At 36.4% G+C, this 26,468-nt stretch carries 23 protein-coding genes; 22 read left to right on the top strand and 1 reads right to left on the bottom strand.

The window, feature by feature from the left end; translation table 11 throughout:
• Positions 1–6 precede the first annotated feature (6 nt).
• From pyrR to AXY_RS07945, 10 genes are all read left to right on the top strand, one after another.
• Positions 7–561 carry a bifunctional pyr operon transcriptional regulator/uracil phosphoribosyltransferase PyrR gene (gene pyrR, locus AXY_RS07990; RefSeq protein WP_015010295.1) on the top strand — a complete coding sequence of 185 codons (555 nt, stop codon included), beginning with the start codon at positions 7–9 and terminating at the stop codon, positions 559–561.
• 143 nt (positions 562–704) lie between these two features.
• Positions 705–2,066, top strand: a complete 1,362-nt coding sequence (locus AXY_RS07985) for a solute carrier family 23 protein (RefSeq protein WP_015010294.1) — start codon at positions 705–707, stop codon at positions 2,064–2,066.
• A gap of 88 nt (positions 2,067–2,154) precedes the next feature.
• Positions 2,155–3,090, top strand: a complete 936-nt coding sequence (locus AXY_RS07980; RefSeq protein ID WP_015010293.1) for an aspartate carbamoyltransferase catalytic subunit — start codon at positions 2,155–2,157, stop codon at positions 3,088–3,090.
• Positions 3,050–4,336, top strand: a complete 1,287-nt coding sequence (locus tag AXY_RS07975; RefSeq protein ID WP_015010292.1) for a dihydroorotase — start codon at positions 3,050–3,052, stop codon at positions 4,334–4,336. The genes AXY_RS07980 and AXY_RS07975 overlap by 41 nt, the downstream gene beginning before the upstream one ends.
• Positions 4,337–4,366: 30 nt before the next feature.
• On the top strand, positions 4,367–5,134 hold the full coding sequence (locus AXY_RS07970) for a dihydroorotate dehydrogenase electron transfer subunit (RefSeq protein WP_015010291.1): 768 nt from the start codon (positions 4,367–4,369) through the stop codon (positions 5,132–5,134).
• Positions 5,134–6,048, top strand: coding sequence for a dihydroorotate dehydrogenase (locus AXY_RS07965; protein WP_015010290.1), 915 nt, complete (start codon positions 5,134–5,136; stop codon positions 6,046–6,048). Before AXY_RS07970 ends, AXY_RS07965 begins: the two co-directional genes overlap by 1 nt.
• On the top strand, positions 6,041–6,745 hold the full coding sequence (pyrF, locus tag AXY_RS07960) for an orotidine-5'-phosphate decarboxylase (RefSeq protein ID WP_015010289.1): 705 nt from the start codon (positions 6,041–6,043) through the stop codon (positions 6,743–6,745). Before AXY_RS07965 ends, pyrF begins: the two co-directional genes overlap by 8 nt.
• Positions 6,742–7,362 (top strand): orotate phosphoribosyltransferase, encoded by a 621-nt coding sequence (gene pyrE, locus AXY_RS07955; protein ID WP_015010288.1) that lies wholly within the window; start codon positions 6,742–6,744, stop codon positions 7,360–7,362. The genes pyrF and pyrE overlap by 4 nt, the downstream gene beginning before the upstream one ends.
• A gap of 676 nt (positions 7,363–8,038) precedes the next feature.
• Positions 8,039–8,974 (top strand): hypothetical protein, encoded by a 936-nt coding sequence (locus AXY_RS07950; protein ID WP_041450144.1) that lies wholly within the window; start codon positions 8,039–8,041, stop codon positions 8,972–8,974.
• A gap of 306 nt (positions 8,975–9,280) precedes the next feature.
• Positions 9,281–9,868 (top strand): hypothetical protein, encoded by a 588-nt coding sequence (locus AXY_RS07945; protein ID WP_015010285.1) that lies wholly within the window; start codon positions 9,281–9,283, stop codon positions 9,866–9,868.
• Positions 9,869–10,030: 162 nt separating this feature from the next.
• On the opposite strand, the gene AXY_RS07940 is transcribed toward AXY_RS07945, so the two are convergent.
• A complete protein-coding gene (locus AXY_RS07940; RefSeq protein WP_015010284.1) occupies positions 10,031–11,737 on the bottom strand; it encodes an Rqc2 family fibronectin-binding protein in 1,707 nt (568 codons plus the stop codon).
• A gap of 87 nt (positions 11,738–11,824) precedes the next feature.
• On the opposite strand from AXY_RS07940, the gene AXY_RS07935 reads away from it, so the two are divergent.
• The 12 genes from AXY_RS07935 (at position 11,825) to rsgA (ending at position 26,467) form a co-directional block, all read left to right on the top strand.
• Positions 11,825–14,467: a cation-translocating P-type ATPase gene (locus AXY_RS07935; protein ID WP_041450143.1), complete on the top strand. Its 2,643-nt coding sequence runs from the start codon at positions 11,825–11,827 to the stop codon at positions 14,465–14,467.
• A gap of 101 nt (positions 14,468–14,568) precedes the next feature.
• A complete protein-coding gene (locus tag AXY_RS07930; RefSeq protein WP_015010282.1) occupies positions 14,569–15,450 on the top strand; it encodes a YicC/YloC family endoribonuclease in 882 nt (293 codons plus the stop codon).
• Positions 15,451–15,556: 106 nt separating this feature from the next.
• Positions 15,557–15,817, top strand: a complete 261-nt coding sequence (gene remA / locus AXY_RS07925; RefSeq protein ID WP_015010281.1) for an extracellular matrix/biofilm regulator RemA — start codon at positions 15,557–15,559, stop codon at positions 15,815–15,817.
• Positions 15,818–15,859: 42 nt separating this feature from the next.
• Positions 15,860–16,480, top strand: a complete 621-nt coding sequence (gene gmk, locus AXY_RS07920; protein WP_015010280.1) for a guanylate kinase — start codon at positions 15,860–15,862, stop codon at positions 16,478–16,480.
• Complete coding sequence (rpoZ, locus tag AXY_RS07915; RefSeq protein WP_015010279.1) at positions 16,480–16,692, top strand: DNA-directed RNA polymerase subunit omega; 213 nt, start codon at positions 16,480–16,482, stop codon at positions 16,690–16,692. Before gmk ends, rpoZ begins: the two co-directional genes overlap by 1 nt.
• A gap of 109 nt (positions 16,693–16,801) precedes the next feature.
• Positions 16,802–18,007 carry a bifunctional phosphopantothenoylcysteine decarboxylase/phosphopantothenate--cysteine ligase CoaBC gene (gene coaBC / locus AXY_RS07910; protein WP_015010278.1) on the top strand — a complete coding sequence of 402 codons (1,206 nt, stop codon included), beginning with the start codon at positions 16,802–16,804 and terminating at the stop codon, positions 18,005–18,007.
• Positions 18,004–20,412, top strand: a complete 2,409-nt coding sequence (priA, locus tag AXY_RS07905; protein WP_015010277.1) for a primosomal protein N' — start codon at positions 18,004–18,006, stop codon at positions 20,410–20,412. The genes coaBC and priA overlap by 4 nt, the downstream gene beginning before the upstream one ends.
• A 14-nt stretch (positions 20,413–20,426) precedes the next feature.
• The gene (fmt, locus tag AXY_RS07900) at positions 20,427–21,380 is read left to right on the top strand and encodes a methionyl-tRNA formyltransferase (RefSeq protein ID WP_015010276.1); all 954 of its coding nucleotides are present in this window, start codon (positions 20,427–20,429) and stop codon (positions 21,378–21,380) included.
• Positions 21,373–22,731, top strand: a complete 1,359-nt coding sequence (gene rsmB / locus AXY_RS07895; RefSeq protein WP_015010275.1) for a 16S rRNA (cytosine(967)-C(5))-methyltransferase RsmB — start codon at positions 21,373–21,375, stop codon at positions 22,729–22,731. The genes fmt and rsmB overlap by 8 nt, the downstream gene beginning before the upstream one ends.
• Positions 22,732–22,779: 48 nt before the next feature.
• Positions 22,780–23,535, top strand: coding sequence for a Stp1/IreP family PP2C-type Ser/Thr phosphatase (locus tag AXY_RS07890; protein ID WP_015010274.1), 756 nt, complete (start codon positions 22,780–22,782; stop codon positions 23,533–23,535).
• Complete coding sequence (gene pknB, locus AXY_RS07885) at positions 23,529–25,583, top strand: Stk1 family PASTA domain-containing Ser/Thr kinase (protein WP_015010273.1); 2,055 nt, start codon at positions 23,529–23,531, stop codon at positions 25,581–25,583. Before AXY_RS07890 ends, pknB begins: the two co-directional genes overlap by 7 nt.
• Before the next feature lie 2 nt (positions 25,584–25,585).
• A complete protein-coding gene (gene rsgA, locus AXY_RS07880; RefSeq protein ID WP_015010272.1) occupies positions 25,586–26,467 on the top strand; it encodes a ribosome small subunit-dependent GTPase A in 882 nt (293 codons plus the stop codon).
• Position 26,468: the final 1 nt, after the last annotated feature.

Raw genomic sequence — 26,468 nt, 5'->3', positions numbered from 1 at the left:
TGAGTGATGAAGGAAAAAGCCGTCGTACTTGATCAACCAGCAGTCAATCGTGCTTTAACAAGAATTGCACATGAGATTTTAGAATATCATAAGGGTGTTGATGATGTCGTATTAGTAGGTATCAAGACACGCGGTATACCTTTAGCAGAACGCCTTCAAAGAAAAATAAAACAGATTGAAGGTGTTGATGTACCAATAGGGGAGATAGATATTACGCTATATCGTGATGACTTATCACATGTGAGTGATCAAGCTGAGCCAACTGTCCATACAACTGCTTTCAAGCTGGATATCAATAGAAAGAAAGTCGTTCTTGTTGATGATGTCCTTTATACAGGTCGAACAGTTCGTGCTGCAATGGATGCTTTAGTGGATTTTGGCCGTCCAGCTCAAATTCAGTTAGCAGTATTAATTGACCGTGGTCATAGAGAGTTACCAATTCGAGCTGATTATATTGGCAAAAACATTCCTACTGCTCAATCAGAGATTATAACAGTTCAGCTAGAGGAAACAGATTCAAAAGATTTAGTGAGTATTTTTCAAAGAATTACACATACTTAAATAACCTTTAAAACAAGTCCAGAGAGGCTTGCAAGGTTGTACGGGGGGATATTTGTGTGCTTATCTGCATACAAATATGGGTCTCTTTGCAACCGTGCAAAGAGACTTTTTTATTTGAGAAAATGACTGAGAGGAAGAAAAAAATGAAAAGATTAGATATGGTTATGGACGTAAGGGACGTTCCGAAAAAATCACAGTGGTTTATGTTAAGCTTACAGCACTTATTTGCAATGTTTGGTGCCACTGTACTTGTCCCATTTTTAACTGATTTACCACCAGCGGTTGCATTAATCTCGAGTGGTACAGGAACGCTAGCTTACTTATTAATTACTAAAGGTAAAATACCTGTTTACTTGGGTTCTAGCTTTGCTTTTATCGCACCGTTAGTTACTGCCATTGGAGATTCAGGTGTTCCCGGTGCGATGGTTGGTAGTTTCTTTGCTGGATTAGTTTACGGCGTACTTGCTATTTTAATTATGGGCTTTGGTACGGACTGGTTAATGAAAGTATTACCACCGATCGTTGTTGGTCCAGTAATTGTCGTTATTGGTTTAGGTTTAGCACCAACTGCAATTAATATGGCGATGAATGTTGACGGAAATTATAGTGGTCTACATTTCTCAGTGGCGATGGTAACATTAGTCGTAGCGATTCTTGGTTCATTGTTCTTTAAAGGATTCTTAAGTGTTATTCCTATTTTAGTCGGGATAGTAGTTGGCTATATTTATGCACTTATTGTAGGAGTAGTTGATTACTCAGGTATCGTTGAGAGCTGGAATCAGATTGTCTCAGCTGGTTCAATTGGTGAATTCTTTAGTGCCATCTTTGTCGCACCAAAGTTTGTCATTCCGTTTGTTCACTATTCACCATTTGAGGTATTTAATTGGAGCTTACTTGCTTTAATGGTCCCTGTTGCATTAGTTACGATTGCTGAGCATATTGGTGATCAAATGGTTGTTTCAAACGTTGTAGGTCGTAACTTTATCAAAGATCCTGGTTTACACCGATCAATTCTAGGTGATGGTGTTGCAACGATGATTGCTTCATTCTTAGGTGGACCACCTAATACTACTTACGGTGAAAATATTGGTGTTCTAGCGATTACGAGAATCTTTAGTGTATTTGTCATTGCAGGTGCTGCAGTACTAGCGATTATATTTGGTTTTATTGGCATAGTCTCTGAGGTTATTATGTCAATACCAGAGCCTGTAATGGGTGGGGTTTCGATTCTGTTATTCGGAATTATCGCTTCAAGTGGATTAAGAATGTTAATCGATAATCAAATCAACTTTGCAGAAAACCGTAACTTAATCATCTCTTCAGTTATTTTAGTCATTGGTATCGGTGGTGCAATGGTTAAGTTCTCAATCGGTGAAGTAAATATTGAGATTGCTGGAATGGCTTTAGCTGCAATTGTTGGTGTTGTCTTAAATCTTGTGTTACCAGGCAAAGAAGTAGGTCGTGGTAAAGGTGATATGTTCGAATCAGATGTAGATTCAAAATAATATAAACAGACTAGCTATTAATCAAGCTAGTCTTTTTTATAAAAAAAACTAGCAATAAGTAAAAATTATAACGAGGTGAATTAAAAAAATGAATAACTTTGTCTCTATGAAAACAATGACTCAAGCGGAAATTTTCCATTTAATTAAAAGAACAGATTGGTTTGCAAATAGTAAAGAGAATAATCAATCAACTGCGAAGAAACGATTTGTGTCAAATTTATTTTATGAACCAAGCACGAGAACAAAATTAAGCTTTGAAGTTGCAGAGAAAAGGCTTGGCTTTGAAGTAATCGATTTTCAAGTGGATTTCTCAAGTGCTGTAAAAGGCGAATCTGTTTATGACACGGCGAAGACGATCGCTGCAATTGGAGCAGAGGCAATTGTTATTCGTCACCCAAAAGAGAATGCTGTACAAGAGCTAGCCGAACAGTTAGATATACCAGTTATTAATGCTGGTGATGGTGCAGGGGAGCATCCAACTCAGTCATTATTAGATCTTTACACAATGTATAAGGAGTTTCGTAGTTTTAAAGATTTAAATGTACTCATTGTTGGGGATATCGTTCACAGTCGGGTAGCTCGATCAAATGCTTATGCACTGCGTACATTAGGTGCAAATGTATCGTTCGCAGCAAAACCAGAATGGCAGGATCAGAGCTTAGATTTTCCTTATGTAGATTTAGATGCTGCAATTGAGACAGCAGATGTTGTCATGCTACTCAGAATTCAAACAGAACGTCATCAGGATTCTAGCACTGACGTTAAAGAAAACTACTTGGATAAGTACGGTTTAACTATTGAACGTGAGAAAAGAATGAAAAAGCAAGCGATCATAATGCATCCTGCTCCGGTTAATCGAAACATTGAAATTGCTGATGAACTTGTTGAATGTGATCGTTCAAGAATATTTAAACAAATGGAATACGGTGTCTATGCAAGAATGGCTGTATTAGATCATCTGCTGAATTGGGAGGCGCACCATTATGGGGATAATTATCAAGCAATCTACGCACGGGTTAACTGAATATAATTCAGACACAATAGATATCAGAATTGAAGATGGAAAAATTGTTGCAATTTCAGAAGAGTTAATGATAGAAGAAAATGATCAAGTAATTGACGCAAATGGTCAATTTATTGCTCCTGGTTTTATCGATGTTCATGTTCATTTGCGTGAACCAGGTGGAGAAAAGCAAGAAACCATTCGGACGGGGACAAAAGCAGCGGCAAGAGGTGGTTATACAACCATTTGTGCAATGCCAAATACGAACCCAGTCCCTGATCATAAGGATCATGTCATTGCACTTAAAGAGAAGATTGCCCAAGATGCTATCGTGAATGTTTTGCCATATGGTTCGATTACAAAAGAGTTAAAGGGTAGAGAGCTCGTTAATTTTGCGAGTCTAGTAGATCATGGCGTGTTTGCCTTTACTGATGATGGTGTTGGAATTCAAACAGCCCAGGATATGTTGGCAGCCATGACAAAAGCACAACGACTAAATAAAGCAATTGTTGCGCATTGTGAGGATAATTCATTAATTAACAACGGCTGTGTTCATCAAGGAGAGGTGAGTCAGAGACTAGGAGTCAATGGAATTCCTTCTGTTGCTGAATCGACTCAAATCGCACGCGATGTCTTGCTTGCAGAGGCAACGGGTTGTCACTACCACGTCTGTCACGTGAGCACAAAGGAATCTGTTCGTGTCATTCGTGATGCGAAGCGAGCAGGAATAAAAGTAACGGCAGAGGTGTCACCACATCATCTATTATTAAATGAAACAGATATTAAGACAAAAGATACGAACTTTAAAATGAATCCACCTTTAAGGTCAATCGCTGATCAGGAAGCATTATGGAACGGTTTATTGGATGGCACAATTGATTTTATTGCAACTGATCATGCACCTCACACGGTAGAAGCAAAGGCAAAACCAATTGAATTAGCTCCATTTGGTATCGTCGGTTTAGAGACAGCTTTTGCGTTACTATACACGCATTTAGTCCTTAAAGGAAAATGCACATTAGAGCAATTAATCAAATGGTTAAGCACGAAGCCTGCCGAAGTTTTTCAGTTAAATAAAGGTAGGATCTCTATTGGAGCTGATGCAGATCTAGTCTTACTAGACTTAGATCAGAATTGGACTATTAATCCAGAAGCATTTGTGTCCAAAGGAAAGAATACACCATTTGGTGGTTGGAAGGTTAGTGGAAAACCAGTATTAACGATGGTCGGCGGAAAAATAGTCTATCAACAAATATTAGCCCCTTAAATTTAAAATTTGTTAGAAGGGAAGAGTTCGATGAAACAGTTGAGCGTGCCAATTTTATCAATTGAAAAAATAGCAAAAGCGACATATCAAATAGATATGAGGCTAGAAAAAGACCATTTAGAGAAAATTAAACCAGGTCAATTTATCCATATACGTGTTCATCAAGGTTCAGAATTTATGCTTAGACGCCCTATATCGGTTGCAGATGTCGATTTAAAGCTAAATAAATTATCGGTAATTTTTAAAGTGTTTGGTAGAGGGACAGAACAGCTGACACAGTTAAAAGCGAATGATTTAATTGATCTAATTATTCCATGTGGGAATGGTTATCCAATTGATACGATTAATTATAACCATGCACTGTTAGTTGGTGGCGGAGTCGGAGTCCCACCACTTTATTATTTAGCCAAATCACTCGTTGCAAGAGGTGTCAAGGTCACAACGATTATAGGCTTTCAAACGAAGGAAGAAATTTTTTACCTCGATAAATTTTCGGAACTTGGAGAGGTATTTGTGACTACAAATGATGGTAGTTTTGGGACTCAAGGTTATGTTACGGATATTTTAAAACAAGAAGACTTAAATTTCGATTATTATTTCAGCTGCGGACCAGCCCCGATGTTAAAGGCTGTCAAAAATTATTTACATTATTTCCCGGGCTATATTTCCTTAGAAGAACGTATGGGATGTGGAATTGGAGCCTGCTATGCTTGTGTGGTTAAAACGGAAGATGGTAAAGCACAGAAGAAAATTTGCACGGATGGACCGGTATTTCAAGCAAATGAGGTGATGATCTAATGGACTTATCAGTCAAATTACCTGGATTAAACTTAAAAAATCCAATTATGCCAGCATCGGGATGTTTTAGCTTTGGTAAAGAATATAGTCAGTTCTATGATTTAAGTTTACTAGGTGCTGTGGTGATTAAAGCCGCAACTCTAAATGAACGATTAGGTAATCCTACACCTCGCGTTGCTGAAACCTATTCAGGTATGTTAAATGCCATCGGATTACAAAATCCAGGTGTTGAAACAATTATTGATCAGGAGCTGCCATATTTGAAAGATTATGATGTTCCGGTTATTGCAAATGTGGCTGGTAGTACGGTTGAAGAGTATGAGCAAGTCGCAAAAGCATTTCGCCGAACAGATGCGATTTCAGCAATTGAATTAAATATTTCCTGTCCGAATGTGAAAGAAGGTGGCCTTCAATTTGGGACCAATGCTGATGTTGCCGCTGAAGTTACACGGAAAGTAAAACAAGTGAGTCAAGTACCTGTTTATGTGAAATTAACACCCAATGTAACAAATGTAGTTGAGATCGCTCAGGCTGTTGAACAAGCTGGAGCTGATGGTTTAACAATGATTAATTCACTAACAGGAATGCAAATAGATCTGCAAAACCGTCGTCCACTGCTTGCTAATAAAGTCGGTGGCTTAACTGGTCCTGCAATTAAACCAGTCGCAATTCGGATGGTCTATCAAGTGTATCAAGCTGTTAAAATTCCGATTATCGGTGTTGGTGGTATTATGACGGTTGAGGATGTATTAGAATTTTTATTAGCTGGAGCAAGTGCTGTTCAGGTTGGAACAGCAAATTTTCAAAATCCGATGATCTGTCCGGAACTGATTGAACAACTACCAGCTTGTTTAGCGAAATATGGTTTTACATCAGTTGAAGAAGCGATTGGAAAGGGGCACCCAAGTGAATAAACCGATATATATAGCATTAGATTTTAATGATTGGCAAGAAACAGAGCGCTTTCTAGATTTACATAATTTTAATAATGAGGCTGTAAAAGTAGGAATGGAGCTTTTTTACCGAGAGGGTCCAGATGTTGTTAAACGATTACGCGATCGAGGCCATGAGATTTTCTTAGATATTAAGCTTCACGATATTCCAACAACAATTTATAAGGCAATGAAAAATATTGCGAAGCTCGATATTGCTCTAACAAACGTCCATGGACTTGGTGGTGGTGAAATGATCCGAGCTGCTAAAGAAGGTTTACTTGATGGATCAGACGGAGCTAAAGCGCCAGATTTGTTAGCCGTCACTTTATTGACCTCGATGCATGAAGAGACGCTTCAATCGGAATTAAAAATCAATCATTCAATTGAGGATACAGTCGTTCATTTGGCAAAGCTGTCACAAATAAATGGGGCGGATGGTGTCGTTTGTTCCGCTCATGAAGTCAGAGCATTAAAACAGATTTGTGGCGAAGAATTTTTAGCAGTCACACCAGGGATTCGTTTATTAAGTCACGGTTCAGATGACCAAAAACGAGTAGCGACACCAAAATTAGCTAAGGAATTAGGTGCTGATGCACTTGTGATTGGTCGAAGCATTACTTTAGCAGATGATCCGAAACAAGCTTATAAATTAGCCAAAGAGGAGTGGGAAGCATGAGTCAGCAAGCAGAACAAATTTTATCCGGATTAATTGAAATTAACGCGATTCAAATTAAACCAGACCGCTCATTTACTTGGACATCAGGGATTAAATCACCGATTTATTGTGATAATCGCTTGACCATTTCATATCCTGACTTGCGCAATCAAATTGCTGAAGGGTTTACTGAAGTGATTGCGGAGAAAGAGTTAACAGTTGACGTTGTCGCAGGCTGTGCAACGGCAGGGATTCCACATGCAACATTACTTGCGGATCGTTTAAATAAACCAACTGTCTACGTGCGTGGTAAAGCGAAAGAACATGGACAAGGTAATCAAATAGAAGGCGTGATCAAGCCAGGAGACTCGGTCGTCATTATTGAAGACTTGATTTCAACAGGTGGATCGGTACTTTCAGTTGTGAAAGCCGTTGAAGAAGCTGGAGGGGTTGTTTCAGCAGTTTTAGCAATCTTTAGCTACGGTTTGGAAAAAGCAAGCTATGCATTTAGAGAAGCGGGCGTTCCGTATTATACATTGGCTAACTTTGACCAACTTGCAGAGCTATTGATTAAAAGAAATGAAATTACCGAGCAAGAAGCAAGAAGCTTACTTGAGTGGCGAGCGGAATTAGGTTAAATAGAGTTGTATGAACACCTTCACTAAATATATGAAGGTGTTTTTTTGTTTAAAAATATCGGTATTGCAAATTCGACAAAATTAGATTATTTTCACCGTTGTTTAAATATGCTGTTTTGTTAGTATAAGAGTATAGTAAGATTTTGAGAGGCAGAATAAAAAATACTACGATAAACATAACAGAATTATAGTATTTGTCCATTTGGTTTAATTTTTACGGGAGAATTAAATTTACATCTTTAATAAAATAATTCATCAAATTTCCCCCTCCTCTCTCAACTTGAATTTTAATAAGTTCATTTTAATTAGACAAAGGACAACATTTAACAAAGATTTCAAAGCTTTATTGTACTTTTGTTCTTTTTAGTCATCAATACTCCGTCAGTGCTTCACATTTAGGAGAGTTAGGTTATTGGTCTTCTCCAATTTCACAAAGATATCAATCTTACCGCATAAACGGATATAAAGTTGGAATCGTATACGAAGGTAAAATTGATGTTAATTTATATCGTAATACGATGACGCATGAGCTAGGGCACGCCTTGGCATGGTTTGGCCATTCTGGTAATGCATCAGACATCATGTATAGTGCTCGATCTACAAAAACCACAATTTCGACTAGAGACGGACGTCACTTAAGTCAGATTTATTCATATTAAATCAGGGAGGTTTAGCTATGATGCATAAAAAAAGGTTTATTGTTTTGGCCAGTATAAGTCTTATCGCATTAATTGTTATATTCGTGCCATATGTCGTAGATATAGCCGGAATGATTGAACAAGAAGAATCGTCGGAGGTGGAATCGTCAGAGTCTGTAACTGATCATAGCCATGGGTCAGGTCATGCACAGACATCTGTAGAGTTTAAAACTATCGATGATTATGTCCTCTATTCCGATGTGATCATCACCGGTCATGTAGTAGATATTTCATCTTATAATAGTGGGACTGATGAGGTCGTTGTGGAAGTAGTCGATCAATTAAAAGGAAATTCAGATACGTATATAAATGTTTATACTTTTAGTGGGGATCTGAGGGAAGGACAGCACTATTTAATGTTTTTATCAAAATCTGATAATAAGCTTTTTCCTGCTCCAATTCATGCCTTAGTAGGGGAGCCTAATTTATTTATTATAGAAGATAATAAAGTCTTACACAGCAATCGCAATTTAGAAAGCAATCTGGACCTTTCAAAACTTAAAAAAGCAATCGTTCAATCTGAATTTATTGATGCACCACACCCGCTTCGTGAACCAACGTTAGAAAAGAGAATAAATATTGCAGTAGAGAATCCAACAATTGATGTTTTATTGGAGCAATCAGATTTTGTCGTATATTTACGCGTTGATGATATCATTGAAGAACATCGATATTTTAACGCATTAGAGGCAAACATTTTAAACCAAGTAAATATAAATGATGATGTTACTTTCAAACTTGAAAAAGACACATACTTGTATTTACCAGGTGATGTTAAAGAGGGTGAAAAATACCTCGTTTTTTACCAACTTGTTGAAGGCTCTTTTGATTTGACGTCAAGAGAAGGTAGTGTCATTAGTGAAAAGGATGCAGCATTTGATGAGGTAGCAAAACAACTAAATATCACAAAATAACAAACTATTAAATCTGCATTTTAGTTAATTTAATTGAATTTACTAACATGTTTATTATAGGCTTGGTAAATATTTTTCATGTGCATATTAAAGAAATGCTAAATTTACAGTTTGCTATCTTGCTTTGCTTATTGAAGTTAATAATTTAATTATTTATGGGAAACTAATGAATAATTATGTAAATAATTCTACGGTAAAATTTATTAAATACACTATATTATCACTGCTTTCTTTAACTGAGTAGATAGGTTTTTTCTTTAACAAACTTATTATGTCAAATCAATAAAATAGAGAGGAGGTACCTCAATGAGAAAATTATGCTATATCATTTTATTTTCTATCTTCTTGTTATCAATCATGATAACAAGTAAGACAGTTTCCGCTAGAAGTTGGGTTGAATTAGAGCCACAAGAAGTATTAGATAGAGCGGAAGTAATTGTTACAGGTAAATACGATTTTACAGGTGAGCCAAAGCTCGGTGAATCTTCATTTATTGGTTATGAATTCAATGTTAATAATGTTTACAGAGGAGATATTTCTGATCAAACAATTATAGTGGGAATAGACCAAAATGATTCAGGTTGGGCCGAGGGATTTCAAAGTGAAGGTGGAGAATTTCTCTTATTTTTAGAAAGTAGTGAAGAAGTTGAGTTCCTAGTACCAGTTGATGGTCCAAATGGTATGGTTGAACTTTCCAATGGAAAGGTTAATGCAATAAGTGAAGAAAAAAGTGAATTTTACAATGATTTTTTAATAGCACATTCAGAAAAAACAACTGAAAATGATAGCAATAGTCAGATTAATATATCTCATGTTGTTTTATCTGTGAGTGTGGGTATTTTAATTGGTGTGGCAGCAACATCTCTCTTTTATCGCTATAAAGGAAAGAAATAATACTTACTTGCAATATTTGAATAATAACTTTCTAAGCATCAACAGGTAGCTGCATAATTGTTGTAATTGGCACATTTCAAATTTATACTCACTTCAAAATGTGATAAAAAAAGCCTGAAGCGGATAATATCTGCTTTAGGCTTTGTTTTTTCAGTAATGGATTTATTGTTTCAACAGATCAATTATCTTTCGATCTGGTGTAACAAATAAAGTCTTCTGCTGATCATAAATCACATAACCAGGCTTTGCGCCATTTGGTTTTCGGACATGACGGACTTCGGTATAATCAACAGGTACACTTGACGATGCACTCGCTTTTGAAAACAGTGCAGCTAGTTGTGCAGCCTCCAGTAAAGTCGCTTCACTTGGTGAATGAGAACGAATGAGAACGTGTGATCCAGGAATATCCTTAGCGTGGAGCCAGATATCCTTTGCGTGTGCCATTTTTGTTGTTAAATAATCATTTTGCTTATTATTACGGCCAACATAAATTGTAGTTCCATCTGTCGCAACAAATTTTTCTGGACTAGGTTTAGTTGCTTTCTGCTTTTGCTTGTTGGCTTTTCGCTTCTCTTTTAAATAACCTTCCTCACGTAGCTCAGCTCTGATTTCTTCAATATCATCAAGTCGTGCAGTCTCTAGTTGTTGCAGTAATCGTTCAAAATAATCGATTTCTAGCTTAGCTCTTTGAATTTCTTTCGCTAACTTACTCTTAGATGTCTTTAATTTTTGATATGTTTTAAAAAAGTTCTGTGCATTTTCACTTGGTGTTTTATTAGGATTGAGTTCAATGATTATTTCAGCCTGATTTGGATCATAATAATCAACGACAGTAACTTGATGATCACCTTTTTTCACTAAATGCAAATGAGCTGTTAATAATTCGCCTTGTTTTTGGTAAAAATCAGCTCTTTCAGCTTTTCTTAAACTTTGTTCTTGTTTTTTTATTTTACGAATATTTTTATCTAACTCATTTTTAATCAGCCTAGTTAAGTCACCTACTTGTTGTTTAACTCGATCTCGTTCAGCTTTATCTGCGTAAAAATAATCAAGTAGTTCACTAACTTGTTTAAAGTACTGTTTGTTACCTTTAAATTGAGTTAATTCCATTACGTGAAAATCTTCTTTATTAGCTGAATAAAGTACTGGTGAAAATTCTTTGTTTTTAGTTTTATTAATTAGCTTGATAAATTGATTAACAATAGCTTGGATTGAACGATCATCAGCACGCAAAACAACTTCTTCAGCAATTAAAGGGGAAATCCCCATAAAGTGTTGAACCAAGGTCTTAGCTGACATATCCTCAGCTTCATTTAATATCGATTCAATTTTAGCTTGATCTAAATTAAACGGATTTTCTTTGTTTTGACTTGGTGGGTAAATATAGCTGTGACCAGGTAAGACTGTTCGATAGCGACTTTGATAAGGAGATATGTGTTTAATACTATCGATAATATGCCCCTTATCTTCATTAAGCAAGATTATATTACTATGCTTACCCATGATTTCGATGATTAATTTTTTGTTTTCTTGATCACCAATTTCATTAACTCCGCTAAAATTTATTTCAATAATTCGTTCATTTTCGTATTGGTTAATATCTTCAATAAAATTGCCAATTAAATATTTTCTTAAAACCATACAAAACATTGGTGGCTGTGTTGGGTTTTGAAGTTTAGTCTCTGTTAAGTGAATTCGAGCATAACTAGAATGTGCCGACAACAATAAATGATGATTTATTCGATTATTTCTAATTTGAAAGATTAATTCTGTACTTGTTGGTTGATAGATTTTTAGAATTCGACCTCCGAGTAGTAGTTGCTTTAATTCGTTCGTTACTGCATTTGTTACTATACCGTCAAATGCCATGATTATCACCTCATTTCTGATATTATAGCATGATTTGAATCGGACATGCATAAAATCATACGAACGTATAGTATTGGGGGGATGCAGGTGAACTGGTATGAAATGACTGTTAATGAAACGATTAAGCGACTAGGAAGTCAGGCTGAAACTGGACTATCCTCATCAACAGCAGAAAAACGATTAAAAAAATACGGTAAGAATCAATTAACCGAAGCAAAGCCACCATTAGGGATTGCACTCTTTTTTAAGCAATTTAAGGATTTTATGGTCATTATTTTATTAATTGCAACTTTTATAGCAGCTTATTTAGGAGAAGCTGTTGATGCGATTGTGATTGTAGTGATTGTCTTGATTAATAGTGTGCTTGGCTACCTTCAAGAAAATCGAGCAGAAAAATCACTTGCAAAGCTTAAACAGATGGCAAATCCTGTTGCGCATGTAAAACGTGATGGGCAGTGGGTCTTGATTCCGTCTTCTGAAGTTGTCATAGGGGATATCGTTCGCTTGAAAAGTGGCGACCGGGTTGTTGCAGATTTAAGGATTATCACAAGTACGCAATTATCAATTGAAGAATCAGCCATCACTGGTGAAACATTACCGATTCCGAAAGTAAGTCAAGCGATTAAGCAACAGCAATTAAATATTGGTGATCAAATAAATATGGCCTTTATGAGCTCGCTCGTAACTTCTGGTCACGGAATCGGGGTTGTTGTCGCAACGGGAATGGATACTGTCGTTGGACAGATAGCTGATTTAATTGTACAAGCACCAACTCAAAAGACTCCGTTAGAAAAGCGACTTCAAAATCTAGGGAAAATTCTTATCTTTGTTTCAATATTACTCACATCATTAGTTGTGGCTGCAGGTATTTGGCAAGGGCAGCCTGTTTATCAAATGTTTTTATCAGGAATTTCATTAGCTGTTGCGGTTATTCCTGAAGGGTTACCTGCAATTGTAACGGTTGTATTATCTCTCGGTGTACAACGCATGATTAAGCGAAAGGCTATTGTTCGTAAATTAAGTGCTGTCGAAACATTAGGTAGTACTTCTGTTATTTGTTCAGATAAAACAGGAACTTTAACTGAGAACAGAATGACAGTAGTTGAAATATATCTTAATCAACGGCTTTTTCAAGTTAGTGGAGGATATAGTTTTACTGGCGATATAACAGGTGCGCGCAATCAAGCTGAAGATAAGATGTTAAATCGCTTCTTAAGATACGGCTCAATTTGTGGCGATGCTGAACTGTTAGAGCAGAATGGTGAAATATCTATTCAAGGGGATCCAACAGATGTTGCAATTATGATGGCAGCAGCAAAAAAATCTACTTCAATAATTGAGAGACAACAAGTTACTAAAATTACTGAATTTCCGTTTGATTCAAATCGTAAAAGAATGTCTGTCGTGATTAATGATGGAAATCAATATTATTCAATTGTTAAAGGGGCTCCAGATATCTTATTAAGCCGTTCCGATCGGATAGAGGAAAATGGGCGAATATTAAGAATGGATCAAGTAAGACGAGCGAAAATTGAACAGGTTTTAAATTCAATGGCAAGTAAAGCTTATCGAACAATTGCGCTTTGTATTAAGCCGCTTCCACATGGCAATCAAATTAAAGCAGAACATGCTGAAAATGATTTAGTCTTTATCGGACTAATCGCTATGGTAGATCCTCCTAGACCGGAAGCAAAAAAAGCAATTGAACAATGTAAAAAAGCAGGAATCAAAACAGTGATGATTACAGGCGATCACGCTGGGACTGCACATGCGATTGCAAAGGAGTTAAATATACTGCCTCAACATGGACAAGTTATAACAGGTAGTCAATTAGATCAAATGACAGATCAAGAGTTAATTGATCAAGTCGATCAAATCTATGTCTTTGCTCGAGTTACGCCTAAAGATAAGCTTAGAATTGTCAAAGCATTACAAGCAAATGGGCATGTTGTTGCTATGACAGGTGATGGAGTCAATGATGCCCCAGCGCTAAAAAATAGCGATATCGGGGTCAGTATGGGTAAAACCGGTACGGATGTAGCTAAAGAAGCGTCAGATCTTATTCTATTAGATGATAATTTTGCTACGGTTGTTAGTGCGGTTGAAGAGGGACGACATATCTATGAAAATATTCGTAAATTTATTCGTTATTTACTTGCTTCTAATGTTGGAGAAATATTGGTTATGTTATTTGCAATAATACTAGGCTATCCACTTCCATTATTACCTGTCCAAATTTTATGGATCAATCTTGTTACAGATGGATTGCCGGCATTAGCGTTAGGTATGGATTCTGCTGAAAGTAATTTAATGGAACAACCACCTCGACCAATTAATGAAGGGATTTTTGCCCGGGGGTTAGGTTTTAAAATTATATCTCGTGGTTTACTAATTGGTAGTGTGAGTTTTCTAGCATTTATTCTCGCTTACCAAAATGGTGCGCAATCACTGGAATACGCACGAACTGTTGCTTTTATGACGCTAGTAACGTCACAATTAATTCACGTATTTGATTGCAGAAATGAAAAATCAATTTTTGATCGTCATCCTTTCGGTAATCGATATCTGATTGTTGCGGTGTTATCGTCCTTTGCACTAATGATTCCTGTAACATATGTAGCGATGTTTCAAGCGGTGTTTTACACTGTTGCTCTATCATTAAGAGATTGGATGACAATTATTTTACTAAGCTCAATCCCTACGATAGTTTTTGGTTTTACAAAACGATGAAAAATTGTGTATACTAATATATAAAGTAAGGATAGTTGCCAACTATCCTTTTTTTGCGGTTTACTTTATTTCATTAAAATATTTTATAAGGATGTGAGTATATGGTACATAGTATGACAGGTTATGCTCAAATTGAAAGCTGGTACAATCAGACGAAAGTTTCTTTAGAAATAAAAACAGTTAATCATCGTTTTTTAGATATATCACTCAATATTCCACATTTACTCAATCCTTATGAAGACAAATTAAAATCAGTTATTCGTTCATTTTTCCATCGTGGTCGTATTGATTTGTATTTATCAATAGAAGGTAATGATGTCAACCAACAGAAAATCGAGGCAAACTGGGAGCTGATAAATCAATATAACGAAATTATTCATCAGATTCAAGATCAGTATCCTCAGACATCTGATCAATTGCTACGTGGCTTACCAGCATTTTCAGATCTATTACAAGTGACTGAAATAGCTGACGCTAGCGATGATTTCTTAAACTTTATTTTAGAGCTGCTCCAATCTGCTTGTCAGTCAGTAAACGAGATGCGACAAATAGAAGGAAAACGATTAGCCCAAGATATTCATGAACGTGTATACACAATATATTCACTCGTTCAGAAGCTAACTAATCAACGCGAGATAGCTAAAGATCAGCATTATCAACGAATGGTCGATCGATTAAATGAACTGTTAACCAAGAATAATCTCACTCAAGATGATCGCTTTTATCATGAACTTGCGATCTTAGCTGAAAAAGGTGATATCTCTGAGGAAATTACACGGATTCATAGTCATTTAAAACAAATCGAGTTATTATTAGACCAACAAGGGGAAATTGGTCGGAAAATGGACTTCATTACTCAAGAATTGATTCGGGAATCAAATACAATTGGTTCTAAGGCAAATGATCCATTGATTAGCGAATACATAGTTGAATTAAAGGCAACGGTTGAAAAAATTAAAGAACAAGTTCAAAATATTGAATAACCGTTTTAAAAATCATTCGTTTATACTATAATAATGAAAATGAGATTAAATCGCGAGGTGTTTGGATAAACAACTATTACTCATTTAAAATGAGGAGGAAGCTCGATTGAATTTAAAATTTATCAATATCGGTTTCGGTAATGTTGTTTCTGCCAATCGTATAATTACGATCGTATCACCAGAATCAGCTCCGATTAAACGGATTATTTCAGTAGCGAGAGATAATAATAAATTAGTTGATGCTACTTATGGTAGACGGACGCGCGCAGTCATTTTAACAGATAGTGATCATATCATTCTATCTGCAGTACAACCTGAAACGGTTGGACAACGTGTCTTAACATATGAAGAAGAGCTGGAAGAGTAAAGATAGCTTAAAAGGATAATGCGAAGTAGGAGGAATTGCGCGTTGATAGAACAGAAAGGAATTTTATTTATTTTATCAGGCCCCTCAGGTGTAGGGAAAGGGACTGTAAGGAAAGCCCTATTTGAAAAGGATACGAGTTTACAATACTCAATATCTATGACAACACGTGATAAAAGACCAGGTGAAGTAGAAGGCGTTGACTATTTTTATCGAACTAAAGAAGAATTTGAAGAAATGATAAATAAAGGTCAGTTGCTAGAATACGCTAAGTATGTTAATAATTATTATGGCACACCTCGTCAATATGTCGAAGAAACACTTGAACAAGGTAAGGATGTATTTTTAGAAATTGAAGTTCAAGGAGCACTACAAGTAAGAGAAAATTTCCCTGAAGGTGTGTTTATTTTCTTATGTCCACCTAGTTTGGATGAATTAAAGAATCGAATTATTAATCGAGGCACTGAGACTGAACAATCAGTGATGAATCGTTTAAGAGCAGCGAAGGATGAAATTGAGCTTATGGATGCATATGACTACGTTGTGGTAAACGATTATATTGACAATGCTGTTGATAAAATCCAGGCTATTGTAGCAAGCGAGCATTGCAAACGCGAGCGAGTGGCAAGTGAATATAAAAAATTGTTGGAGGTGACCCAATTATAATGTTAGAACCATCAATTGATCAGTTACAAACAAAAATTAATTCTAAATATACATTGGTTACTTTATCTGCTAAAAGAGCACGTCAAATTAAAGACCATAATATTTTACAAATTGAAGATCCAAAATCAAAAAAACCTGTTGGTATTGCTTTAGAAGAAATTTACGCAGATAAATTAACACATATCCCAGCTGAGATGAATAAGAGACAGTGAGAGACTCGTCTAAAAATGAACCCCTCGTTTGCCATTTGACAGACGAGGGGTAAATTTATCTATTTATAAGTATGATCACTTCATTATATTTAGCAAAGGATGCGATCAAATGTTAACAAATAAAAAAATTGTATTAGGTGTAACTGGTGGTATTGCTGCATATAAAGCAATTGCCTTAACAAGTAAACTAACCCAAGCTGGGGCAACTGTAAAAGTAATTTTAACAGCAGGCGCTCAAGAGTTTGTTACACCACTCTCATTTCAAGCTATTTCTAGACAACCAGTCTTTGTTGATACGTTTAAAGAACTAGATCCAGGAAAGATCCAACATATTGACTTAGCTGATTGGGCAGATTTATTTATTATTGCACCTGCAACTGCAAATATTATTGGTAAATACGCAAACGGGATTGCAGATGATATGCTATCAACGACATTATTAGCAACGAAAGCGCCAGTATATATCGCACCTGCCATGAATGTTGATATGTATCACCATCCAGCAGTACAAGAAAATATGTCTGTACTAAGTAAGCGTGGTGTAGATTTTATCGATCCTAATGATGGTTTTTTAGCATGTGGCTACACAGGAAAAGGTCGACTTGCAGAGCCTGAGGAAATCGTTGCTTACCTTAATAAGAAAGTCGCTGAAAAACAAGTGCTAGCAGGTAAAAAGATCTTAGTTACTGCTGGGCCAACACAAGAACGAATCGATCCTGTTAGATACTTAACAAATTATTCATCCGGGAAAATGGGTTATGCAATAGCTGAAGCTGCGGCACAAATGGGTGCGGAAGTAACGCTAATTTCAGGTCCTGTTAGTTTAGCTACACCAAATCGTGTTAAGCGAATTGATGTTGAGTCTACAAAGGATATGTACCAGGCAGTTATGGATCATTTCCCGAGTCAAGATATTGTTATAAAATCAGCTGCTGTAGCAGATTATCGCCCAACAATTCAGGCTAATGAAAAAATTAAAAAACAATCTGAACAAATGACGATTGCATTAGAGAAAACTGAGGATATCTTAAAAACGTTAGGTCAGAAAAAAACGTCTCAATTTTTAGTTGGTTTTGCTGCTGAGACGACAAATGTTAGACAATATGGTAAGAAAAAACTAGTCGAAAAAAATCTTGATGCCATTGTAATTAATGATGTATCAAAACAAGGAATTGGCTTTGGTTCTGATGATAATGAAGTGCTGATTTTAATTAACGACGGTAGTGAAATTCAGATTAATAAGACAAGTAAGGTAGCCATCGCAAGACAACTATTAACGGAAATTTCTCATCGATTAGAGGGCGAGAAGCAGTGAAAATTGCTAAAGTAGTTGTTGATATTCCTGCATCACAGATTAACAGGATTTTTGATTATTCGATTCCTGATCATATGCAGGCTTTAATCGAGGTTGGCATGCGTGTTATCGTACCATTTGGTTCTCGAACTATTATGGGCTACGTCTTAGAACTAACTGATCACTCAGATGTTAAAACGCTAAAACCAATTCAAAGTTTAATGGACTTTGTGCCGATTTTAACAGAAGAGCTGGTTGAATTAGGTAAATGGTTAGCGAAAGATACGATGAGCTTTTATATCTCAGCATTTCAAGCGATGCTACCACAAGCGTTAAAAGCAGAATATCATAAGTTAATCCATCGACTAACAACCGCGCCCCTATCAGATTCATTGGAACAAGTCTTTGCTGGTCGTGATTATATTGACTTTAGTGAAGTTGAAGCTAGCTCTGTTCCCCTTTCAGAGCTTAAACAATTATTAAATGATGGAGATATTGAAATTATCTACTCAGTTAAGCGGCGAGATGCGATTAAGAAGCAGACATTTGTAAAAAAGATTTGTACGAGTGCTCAATTAGATGAATACGCTGCAGGACTATCAAATCAAGCAAAAAAACGAAAACTATTAGTTGAGTTTTTACACGAATTAAATCAACCGATGCTATTAAATACATTTTTAAAGAAAATGCAAACAACTAGACAAACAATCAAACCTTTAATTGAGCATCAGTTGATTGAGCTTGTTGAAGAAGAGGTATATCGCGAGCCATATGATGATACTCAAATTGAGCGGACTCAACCCCTTCAATTGAAAGAGCAACAATTAAATGCATTATTAGCGATTAATCAAGCATTTGATCAAAGAAACCATGAAGTATTCGTCCTGCACGGTGTAACAGGGAGTGGGAAAACCGAGGTATATTTACAAGCAATTGATCATGTTATGAAGCAAGGGAAAGAAGCGATTGTACTTGTACCAGAGATTTCACTCACCCCGCAGATGGTAAACCGATTTAAAGGTCGTTTTGGCAAAGATGTAGCGGTGATGCATAGTGCATTATCAAAGGGTGAGCGGTTTGATGAGTGGAGAAAGGTTCATCGTAAAGAAGTTAAAGTTGTTGTCGGAGCTAGATCAGCCATCTTCGCACCGTTTGAGAATCTTGGATTAATTATCATTGATGAAGAGCATGAGGCTAGCTATAAACAAGAAGATCATCCTCGCTATCACGCAAAAGATGTTGCGATTAAGCGTGCTAAGTATCATCAATGTCCAGTTATTTTAGGAAGTGCAACACCTACGTTGGAAACATATGCACGGGCAAAAAAAGGGGTCTACCAACTCTTGGAGATGCCTGATCGATCAAATTTAAGTGCCATGCCACAAGTAGAGGTTGTCGATATGCGAGAAGAGCTTCATTCAGGAAATCGGACGATGTTCTCAACGAAACTAATTGAGGGCATCAAAGAACGTCTTGATAAAAATGAACAAATCGTCTTATTTTTAAATCGGCGCGGTTATTCAACCTTTGTTATGTGTCGTGATTGTGGTCAAGTGATTGAATGTCCGCACTGTGATATATCCTTAACCTATCATCAAAAGCAAAATCGTTTGAAATGTCATTATTGTGATTACTATGAACAAGTTCCACATCAATGTCCTAGCTGTGAAAGCGATACGATCCGCTATTTTGGTACTGGTACACAAAAGGTTGAAGAGTCACTAAATAAATTAATTCCTGAAGCGCGAATTATTCGAATGGATGTTGATACAACAACTAAGAAAGGTTCTCATGAAATGCTACTGACAAAATTTGCTAAGAAACAGGCAGATATCTTACTAGGTACGCAGATGATTGCAAAAGGTTTAGATTTCCCTGATGTTACGTTAGTTGGTGTATTAGCTGCTGACAGTTTATTTAACTTACCTGACTTTAGAGCATCAGAGCGAACATTTCAATTAATTACTCAAGTAAGCGGAAGAGCTGGACGTCATCATTTAGCTGGTGAAGTCATCGTTCAGTCATACACGCCTGAACATTATAGTATTGAGTATGCTAAAAACTACGACTATCAAGGCTTCTTTGCAAAGGAAATGGCGATTCGCAAGGCTTTTCAGTATCCACCGTACTTTTACTTAACATTAATCACAGTTTCACATCCTAATCGATACCAGGCAGAAGAAGTCACTCGGACGATTAGTCAGCTATTATACAAGCATTTGTCAAAGCAAGCAAAGATCCTTGGTCCTACACCTTCACCGATCGAACGGATTAAGAATCGCTATCGCTTTCAATGCATGATAAAATATAAATACGAACCTTATCAGCGTAATGTACTTGCGCGAATCTTACAATATTATGAAGATATGATGCGCAAGGAAGATCTTATGATTCAAATTGATCTTCAACCGTATCAATTAATGTAGAAAGAGGTTTTTTGATGAAGAAAATAGTTTTTATGGGAACACCAGATTTTTCTGTTCCAGTTTTGCAAAGTATTATTAGTGAAGGTTATGAAGTGGTATTAGTCGTTACCCAACCAGACCGACCAAAAGGAAGAAAGCGAATTTTATCAGCTCCTCCAGTAAAAGAAGAGGCGATAAAACATAATATACCTGTATTCCAACCAGAAAAGATCCGCCAATCATATCAAGAAATATTAGATTATCAACCAGACCTAATTGTTACGGCAGCATTTGGTCAAATTTTGCCTAAAGAATTATTAGATGCACCTAAATATGGCTGTATTAATGTCCATGCATCATTGTTACCAGAGTTAAGAGGTGGTGCACCGATTCATTATGCAATCATGCAAGGGAAGAAAGAAACAGGTATTTCTATTATGTATATGGTTGAGGCATTAGATGCTGGTGCGGTTTTATCTCAAGTTTCAGTACCAATAGATGTCAAAGATCATGTCGGTAGTCTACATGATAAACTTTCAGAAGCAGGTGCGAAATTATTAATTGAGACTTTGCCAAAGCTATTTGATCAGTCAATTGAAGCAGTTGAGCAAGACGACGAGCTCGCTACTTACGCACCTAACATAAAGCGTGAGGAAGAAATGCTCGATTGGACAAGGTCAGCAGAGGAATTATACAATCATGTCCGAGGTCTGCATCCATGGCCAGTTGCAAGCACAACGTTAGACGATAAAAATCTAAAGGTTTGGTGGGCAGAACCAGGTGAAGACAAAGCGCCAAGCGACAGTCAGCCAGGAGAAATTATTGCCATTGAAAATGGTACAATTGACGTCGCATGTGGAAACGGGGATATTCTGAAATTAGTCGATATTCAATTAGCAGGAAATCGACGTATGTTAGTTAAAGACTTTTTAAATGGTAATACTGATGTATTTAAGATTGGACAAAGATTGGGGTTAGCAAATGAGTAAATTTCAATTACGGACAAAAACATTAGATGTACTAGTAAAAATAGGAGATAGTGGTGCATTTAGTCACCTAACGATTGATCAGACAATTGAAAAAATGGATTGGGCACACAAAGATCAAGCACTATTTACAGAACTTGTTTATGGTACCCTTCAGCGTAAACTGACTTTAGACTATTTTCTAAATCATTTTGTCGATCCGAATAAAAAGGTAGAAAAATGGGTGAAGTGGTTACTATATTTATCTTTTTACCAAATGCACTATTTAGATAAAATTCCAGATCATGCAATTATTCATGAGGCTGTTGAGATTGCTAAGCAAAAAGGCCATCAAGGTATTGCTAAATTTGTCAATGGTGTCTTAAGAGAAGCACAGCGTCAAGGTTTTCCATTATTTGATACAATCAAGGACCCAATTGAACGTCTGTCAATCGAGACAAGCCACCCTTATTGGCTCGTTGAACGATGGATTGACTCATACGGTGAAGAACAAACTGAAGCCATGTGTAAAGCTAACTTAGAAACTAAACCGATTAGTGTTAGAGTTAATTCACTTAAACTAACAAGAGATGAGGCGATTGAGCAATTAACTCATGATGGATTCGAGGTTAAAGCGTCTCTATTCTCAAATCAAGGAATCATTATTGAAAAGGGACATATTCTTGATCATCCATTATTTAAGTCTGGTTCATTGACAATCCAAGATCAAAGTTCAATGCTTGTCGTTGAAATGTTGGATATTAAACAAGATCAGATTGTTCTAGATGCATGTAGTGCACCTGGTGGTAAAGCTACACATATCGGAGAGAAATTAAACAATACGGGAAGAGTTTATGCATACGATCTCCACCAGAAAAAAGTTAATCTCGTTAAAAGAAAAGCAGAACAACTAGGACTAATTAATATTAGTACAGCTGCAATCGATGGGCGACAACTAAACCAAAAATACGAACCAGAAACTTTCGATCGAATTTTAGTTGATGCACCATGCTCTGGTTTTGGTGTAATTAGAACAAAACCAGATATTAAATATGCAAAAACAGCTAAAGATGTTGATAATCTAGCACATGTACAATATGAATTATTAGAAAAAATTGCCCCATTACTCAAAAAGAATGGTAAACTTTTATATAGTACATGTACGGTTGATCCGACAGAAAATGAAGTCGTTGTCACGGAGTTTCTCATTAACAATCAAAGGTATGAGGTTGACCCTGATTTCTTTAAAGAGCTACCTGAATTTTTAAATAAGGAAATTGAACATTTACAGGTTGGAATTCAAATTTTCCCTAATGAATTCAATTCCGATGGCTTCTTCCTAACACGAATTAGAAGAAAGCAAGATGAGGATTAGTTCTGTTACATGATTAACTTTAGTTAAGGTAAAGAGGTGAGTCACCGTATGGAGCAGTTTTTTATTACGGATCGAGGTAAAGTTAGAAAACAAAATGAGGATGCTGTTGGTTTATTTGAGAATCAAGCAAATCAGACTCTAGCTATCGTCGCAGATGGAATGGGTGGTCATAGAGCTGGAGATGTAGCTAGCGAAATTGTATGCTCATTCTTTAGAGATGAGTGGAAGGACACGCCTGAAATCACAACACCAAATGAAGCGGAAGAATGGCTTGATGATCGAATCCGATTAGCTAATCAAAAGGTTTATCAATATGCGCAAGAAAATATTGACTGTCAAGGTATGGGGACTACTGTTGTTGTAGCAATCCTTTTAGATCAACATATTTCAATTGCGCATATCGGTGATAGTAGATGTTATTTGTATAGTGATAAGTTAACTCAAATTACAGAAGATCATTCTCTTGTTAATGAGCTGGTGCGGACTGGTGAAATAACAAAAAGTGAAGCGAATGTTCATCCACGCAAGAATGTGCTGATGAAGGCATTGGGAACTGATGGATCTATTGCACCGGATGTATTTTCGATTGAATGGCAATCGGGTGATCGATTTCTAATGTGTAGTGATGGTTTATCTGATAAACTATCAGATTTGGACATCGAAGAATACTTAGCGGATGATTTATCAGTTAAGGAAACTGCTGAAAAATTGGTTAATCGCGCCAATGAATTAGGTGGAGAAGATAATATTACTGTTTTATTAATTGAATTTAATCATGGAGAGGAGGCTGATTCCTCTTGTTAGAAGGACGCTTATTAAATGAAAGATATGTGGTGAAGAAATTAATTGGTGGCGGTGGCATGGCGAATGTTTATCTTGGATTTGATAACATTCTTGAACGTGAAGTTGCCATTAAAGTGCTACGACTTGAATATTCGAATGATGATGAATTTATCACTCGATTCCACCGTGAAGCACAATCTGCTACAAGCTTATCGCATCCAAACATCGTTAATATTTATGATGTCGGTGAAGAAGATGATATTTATTATATGGTCATGGAGTATGTCGATGGCTTAACGTTAAAGGAATATATTCAACGATATGGGCCAGTCTCAGTAGATGAAGCAGTTGATATTATGCTACAGATGACATCTGCAATTGAGCATGCCCATTCAAATCATATTGTACATCGTGATATTAAACCGCAAAATATTTTAATAGACCGTAATCGAACAGTAAAGGTAACGGATTTTGGTATCGCTCTAGCATTAACCGCAACCTCGTTAACCCAAACGAATTCAGTATTAGGTTCGGTACATTATTTATCGCCGGAACAAGCGAGAGGTGGAACTGCAAATCGCAAGTCTGACATATATTCATTAGGTATTGTCATGTATGAATTATTAACAGGTAGAATCCCATTCAATGGGCAGTCAGCTGTATCAATTGCATTGAAGCATCTTGAATCACCAATACCGTCAATGCGTAAGTGGGATCCATTAATTCCACAAAGCTTAGAGAATATTGTCCTAAAGGCAACAAATAAAGATCCATTTCAACGTTATCAACGCGTAACTGATTTTGAAAAAGATCTTGAAACAGCATTAGATCCAGATCGAATTAATGAGTCGCCATATTATCCGCCAGTAGAACCTGGTGATGAGACGAAGGCGATACCGGTTATAAAAAATGATCAATTAACTGGCCAGCATACGAACGTTTCAGATCACGTGAATCAAGAGACGACAAGGCCAATTAATTTTAGTCAAGCTAATAGTGAACAAGAGCCAAACAAAAAGAAAATGTCCAAAAAGAAAAAGGCTGTCATCTGGTTAACGAGTATATTTGCTTTCATATTTGGCACGATATTAGTTGCGTTATTTGTTTTACCAACATTACTTAAACCAGATGAAATCGTATTAGAAGATTATACTGGAATGCATGTCGATGAAGTAATCGAAGCATTGGAAGAACTTAACCTTGAGTATGAAATTGAAGATATTTATTCAGAAGAGATTGAAGCAGATCATGTTGAAAGTACCGATCCTGAAGCGGGAGAGGTAGTTGAAGAAGGAGCTGTTATTACTCTGTTCGTGAGTCAAGGTATTGAGCCAATTATTTTTGAGGATTATGTTGGTCAATCATTTAATCAAGTAGAGCGACTATTGATTCAAAAAGGCTTTAATCCAGAAAACATTAAACGAGTAGATACTCATTCTTCAGAATTTGCAGAAGGCCAAATTGTTAGCCAACAGCCTTTACCAGATAGTGAAGTTATCCCATCAGAAACTTTCATTATCTTTGAAGTAAGTATTGGTAAAGAAAAGGTTGTACTTGAAGATCTTACAAATATGACTGTCCAAGCTGCAACGAAGTATTTAGAAGATAAAGATTTAATTGCAAGCATAACGGAAGAACATTCGAGCACAGTTAAAGAAGGGTTGGTCATTCGTCATTCTCCACAAGCTGGGGATGAGATAGAGCCTGGCTCATTTGTCAATCTAGTTGTATCACTTGGTGAAGAAGAACTGTCACCAATTACTCATACATTGACAATTACTGTTCCATATACAGGTGATCAGGGTCAACCTGCAACGGTTGATAATGATGAAGATGAAACAGAAGATATTGAACCACAGACTCCAGTAGCTCAACAAGTAAGAATTTATATATCGGATATGAATAATAATCTAACAGATCTGTATGAGCAAAGCTCAATCACTTCTGATACTGAATTTACAATCCGATTAGTTATTGCACCAAATTCTACAGCAACTTATAAAATAGAACGAGATGATCAAGTTATTGTTCAAAAGACTATTGCTTATGACGAAGTGGACGGAGGTTGATGATGCAAGAAGGTCAAATAATAAAAGCTCTTAGTGGCTTTTACTATGTTTTATCAAATGGTGTCACTTATCAATGTAAAGCGAGAGGGTTGTTTCGAAAAACGAAAGAAACACCTCTCGTTGGTGATTTTGTAAAATTTGAAGCAGATAATCTGACTGATGGTTATGTGACTGAATTACTTCCAAGAAAGAATGAGTTGGTTCGACCACCAGTTGCAAATATTGACCAGGCTTTAATCGCAGTATCTGCAAAAGAACCAGAATTTAGTGCTAAGTTACTTGATCGATTTTTAGTGCTTGTTGAATTTAATCACATTGATGCAATTATATTGGTAACAAAGATGGACTTATTAGATGAAAATGAGCGTCCAAAGCTAAACCAATATATACAAGATTATCAGCAATTAGGTTATCAAGTTGAACAACTATCAACCGAGTGGCCTGTTCAACATGAGGTATTTACGCAATTGTTAGAAGGTAAGACTTCTGTAATTGCAGGTCAATCAGGTGTAGGAAAATCATCATTTTTAAATTTATTGAAACCAGAATTAAAGATTGAAACAGCAGAAATATCTCAATCTTTAGGCCGTGGAAGACACACGACTAGACATACAGAACTAATCCATGTATATGGTGGCATGATTGCTGATACACCAGGATTTAGTTCGTTGGATTTTGATCAAATTGAACTTGAACAACTTCCATTTTGTTTTCGTGATTTCGAATCATACCGCGAGGACTGTAAATTTAGAGGATGTATGCACGTTAACGAACCAAATTGTGCAGTGAAAAAGGCAGTCGAGCAACACGATATTAGCGAATATCGTTATCAACATTATTTAGAGTTTTATCATGAAATTAAATCAAGAAAGCCGAGGTATTAGT

The sequence above is a fragment of the Amphibacillus xylanus NBRC 15112 genome (assembly GCF_000307165.1).
In the GTDB taxonomy this organism is placed as follows: Bacteria; Bacillota; Bacilli; order Bacillales; family Amphibacillaceae; genus Amphibacillus; species Amphibacillus xylanus.
This window is presented reverse-complemented; position numbering and strand designations above follow the sequence as displayed.

Bases quoted from the DNA above. Each gene is read 5' to 3' on its own strand.
- pyrR (WP_015010295.1), top strand. From the start codon at position 7: ATGAAGGAAAAAGCCGTCGTACTTGATCAACCAGCAGTCAATCGTGCT.
- AXY_RS07985 (WP_015010294.1), top strand. From the start codon at position 705: ATGAAAAGATTAGATATGGTTATGGACGTAAGGGACGTTCCGAAAAAA.
- AXY_RS07980 (WP_015010293.1), top strand. From the start codon at position 2,155: ATGAATAACTTTGTCTCTATGAAAACAATGACTCAAGCGGAAATTTTC.
- AXY_RS07975 (WP_015010292.1), top strand. From the start codon at position 3,050: ATGGGGATAATTATCAAGCAATCTACGCACGGGTTAACTGAATATAAT.
- AXY_RS07970 (WP_015010291.1), top strand. From the start codon at position 4,367: ATGAAACAGTTGAGCGTGCCAATTTTATCAATTGAAAAAATAGCAAAA.
- AXY_RS07965 (WP_015010290.1), top strand. From the start codon at position 5,134: ATGGACTTATCAGTCAAATTACCTGGATTAAACTTAAAAAATCCAATT.
- pyrE (WP_015010288.1), top strand. From the start codon at position 6,742: ATGAGTCAGCAAGCAGAACAAATTTTATCCGGATTAATTGAAATTAAC.
- AXY_RS07950 (WP_041450144.1), top strand. From the start codon at position 8,039: ATGATGCATAAAAAAAGGTTTATTGTTTTGGCCAGTATAAGTCTTATC.
- AXY_RS07945 (WP_015010285.1), top strand. From the start codon at position 9,281: ATGAGAAAATTATGCTATATCATTTTATTTTCTATCTTCTTGTTATCA.
- AXY_RS07940 (WP_015010284.1), bottom strand. From the start codon at position 11,737: ATGGCATTTGACGGTATAGTAACAAATGCAGTAACGAACGAATTAAAG.
- AXY_RS07930 (WP_015010282.1), top strand. From the start codon at position 14,569: ATGGTACATAGTATGACAGGTTATGCTCAAATTGAAAGCTGGTACAAT.
- rpoZ (WP_015010279.1), top strand. From the start codon at position 16,480: ATGTTAGAACCATCAATTGATCAGTTACAAACAAAAATTAATTCTAAA.
- coaBC (WP_015010278.1), top strand. From the start codon at position 16,802: ATGTTAACAAATAAAAAAATTGTATTAGGTGTAACTGGTGGTATTGCT.
- fmt (WP_015010276.1), top strand. From the start codon at position 20,427: ATGAAGAAAATAGTTTTTATGGGAACACCAGATTTTTCTGTTCCAGTT.
- rsmB (WP_015010275.1), top strand. From the start codon at position 21,373: ATGAGTAAATTTCAATTACGGACAAAAACATTAGATGTACTAGTAAAA.
- AXY_RS07890 (WP_015010274.1), top strand. From the start codon at position 22,780: ATGGAGCAGTTTTTTATTACGGATCGAGGTAAAGTTAGAAAACAAAAT.
- rsgA (WP_015010272.1), top strand. From the start codon at position 25,586: ATGCAAGAAGGTCAAATAATAAAAGCTCTTAGTGGCTTTTACTATGTT.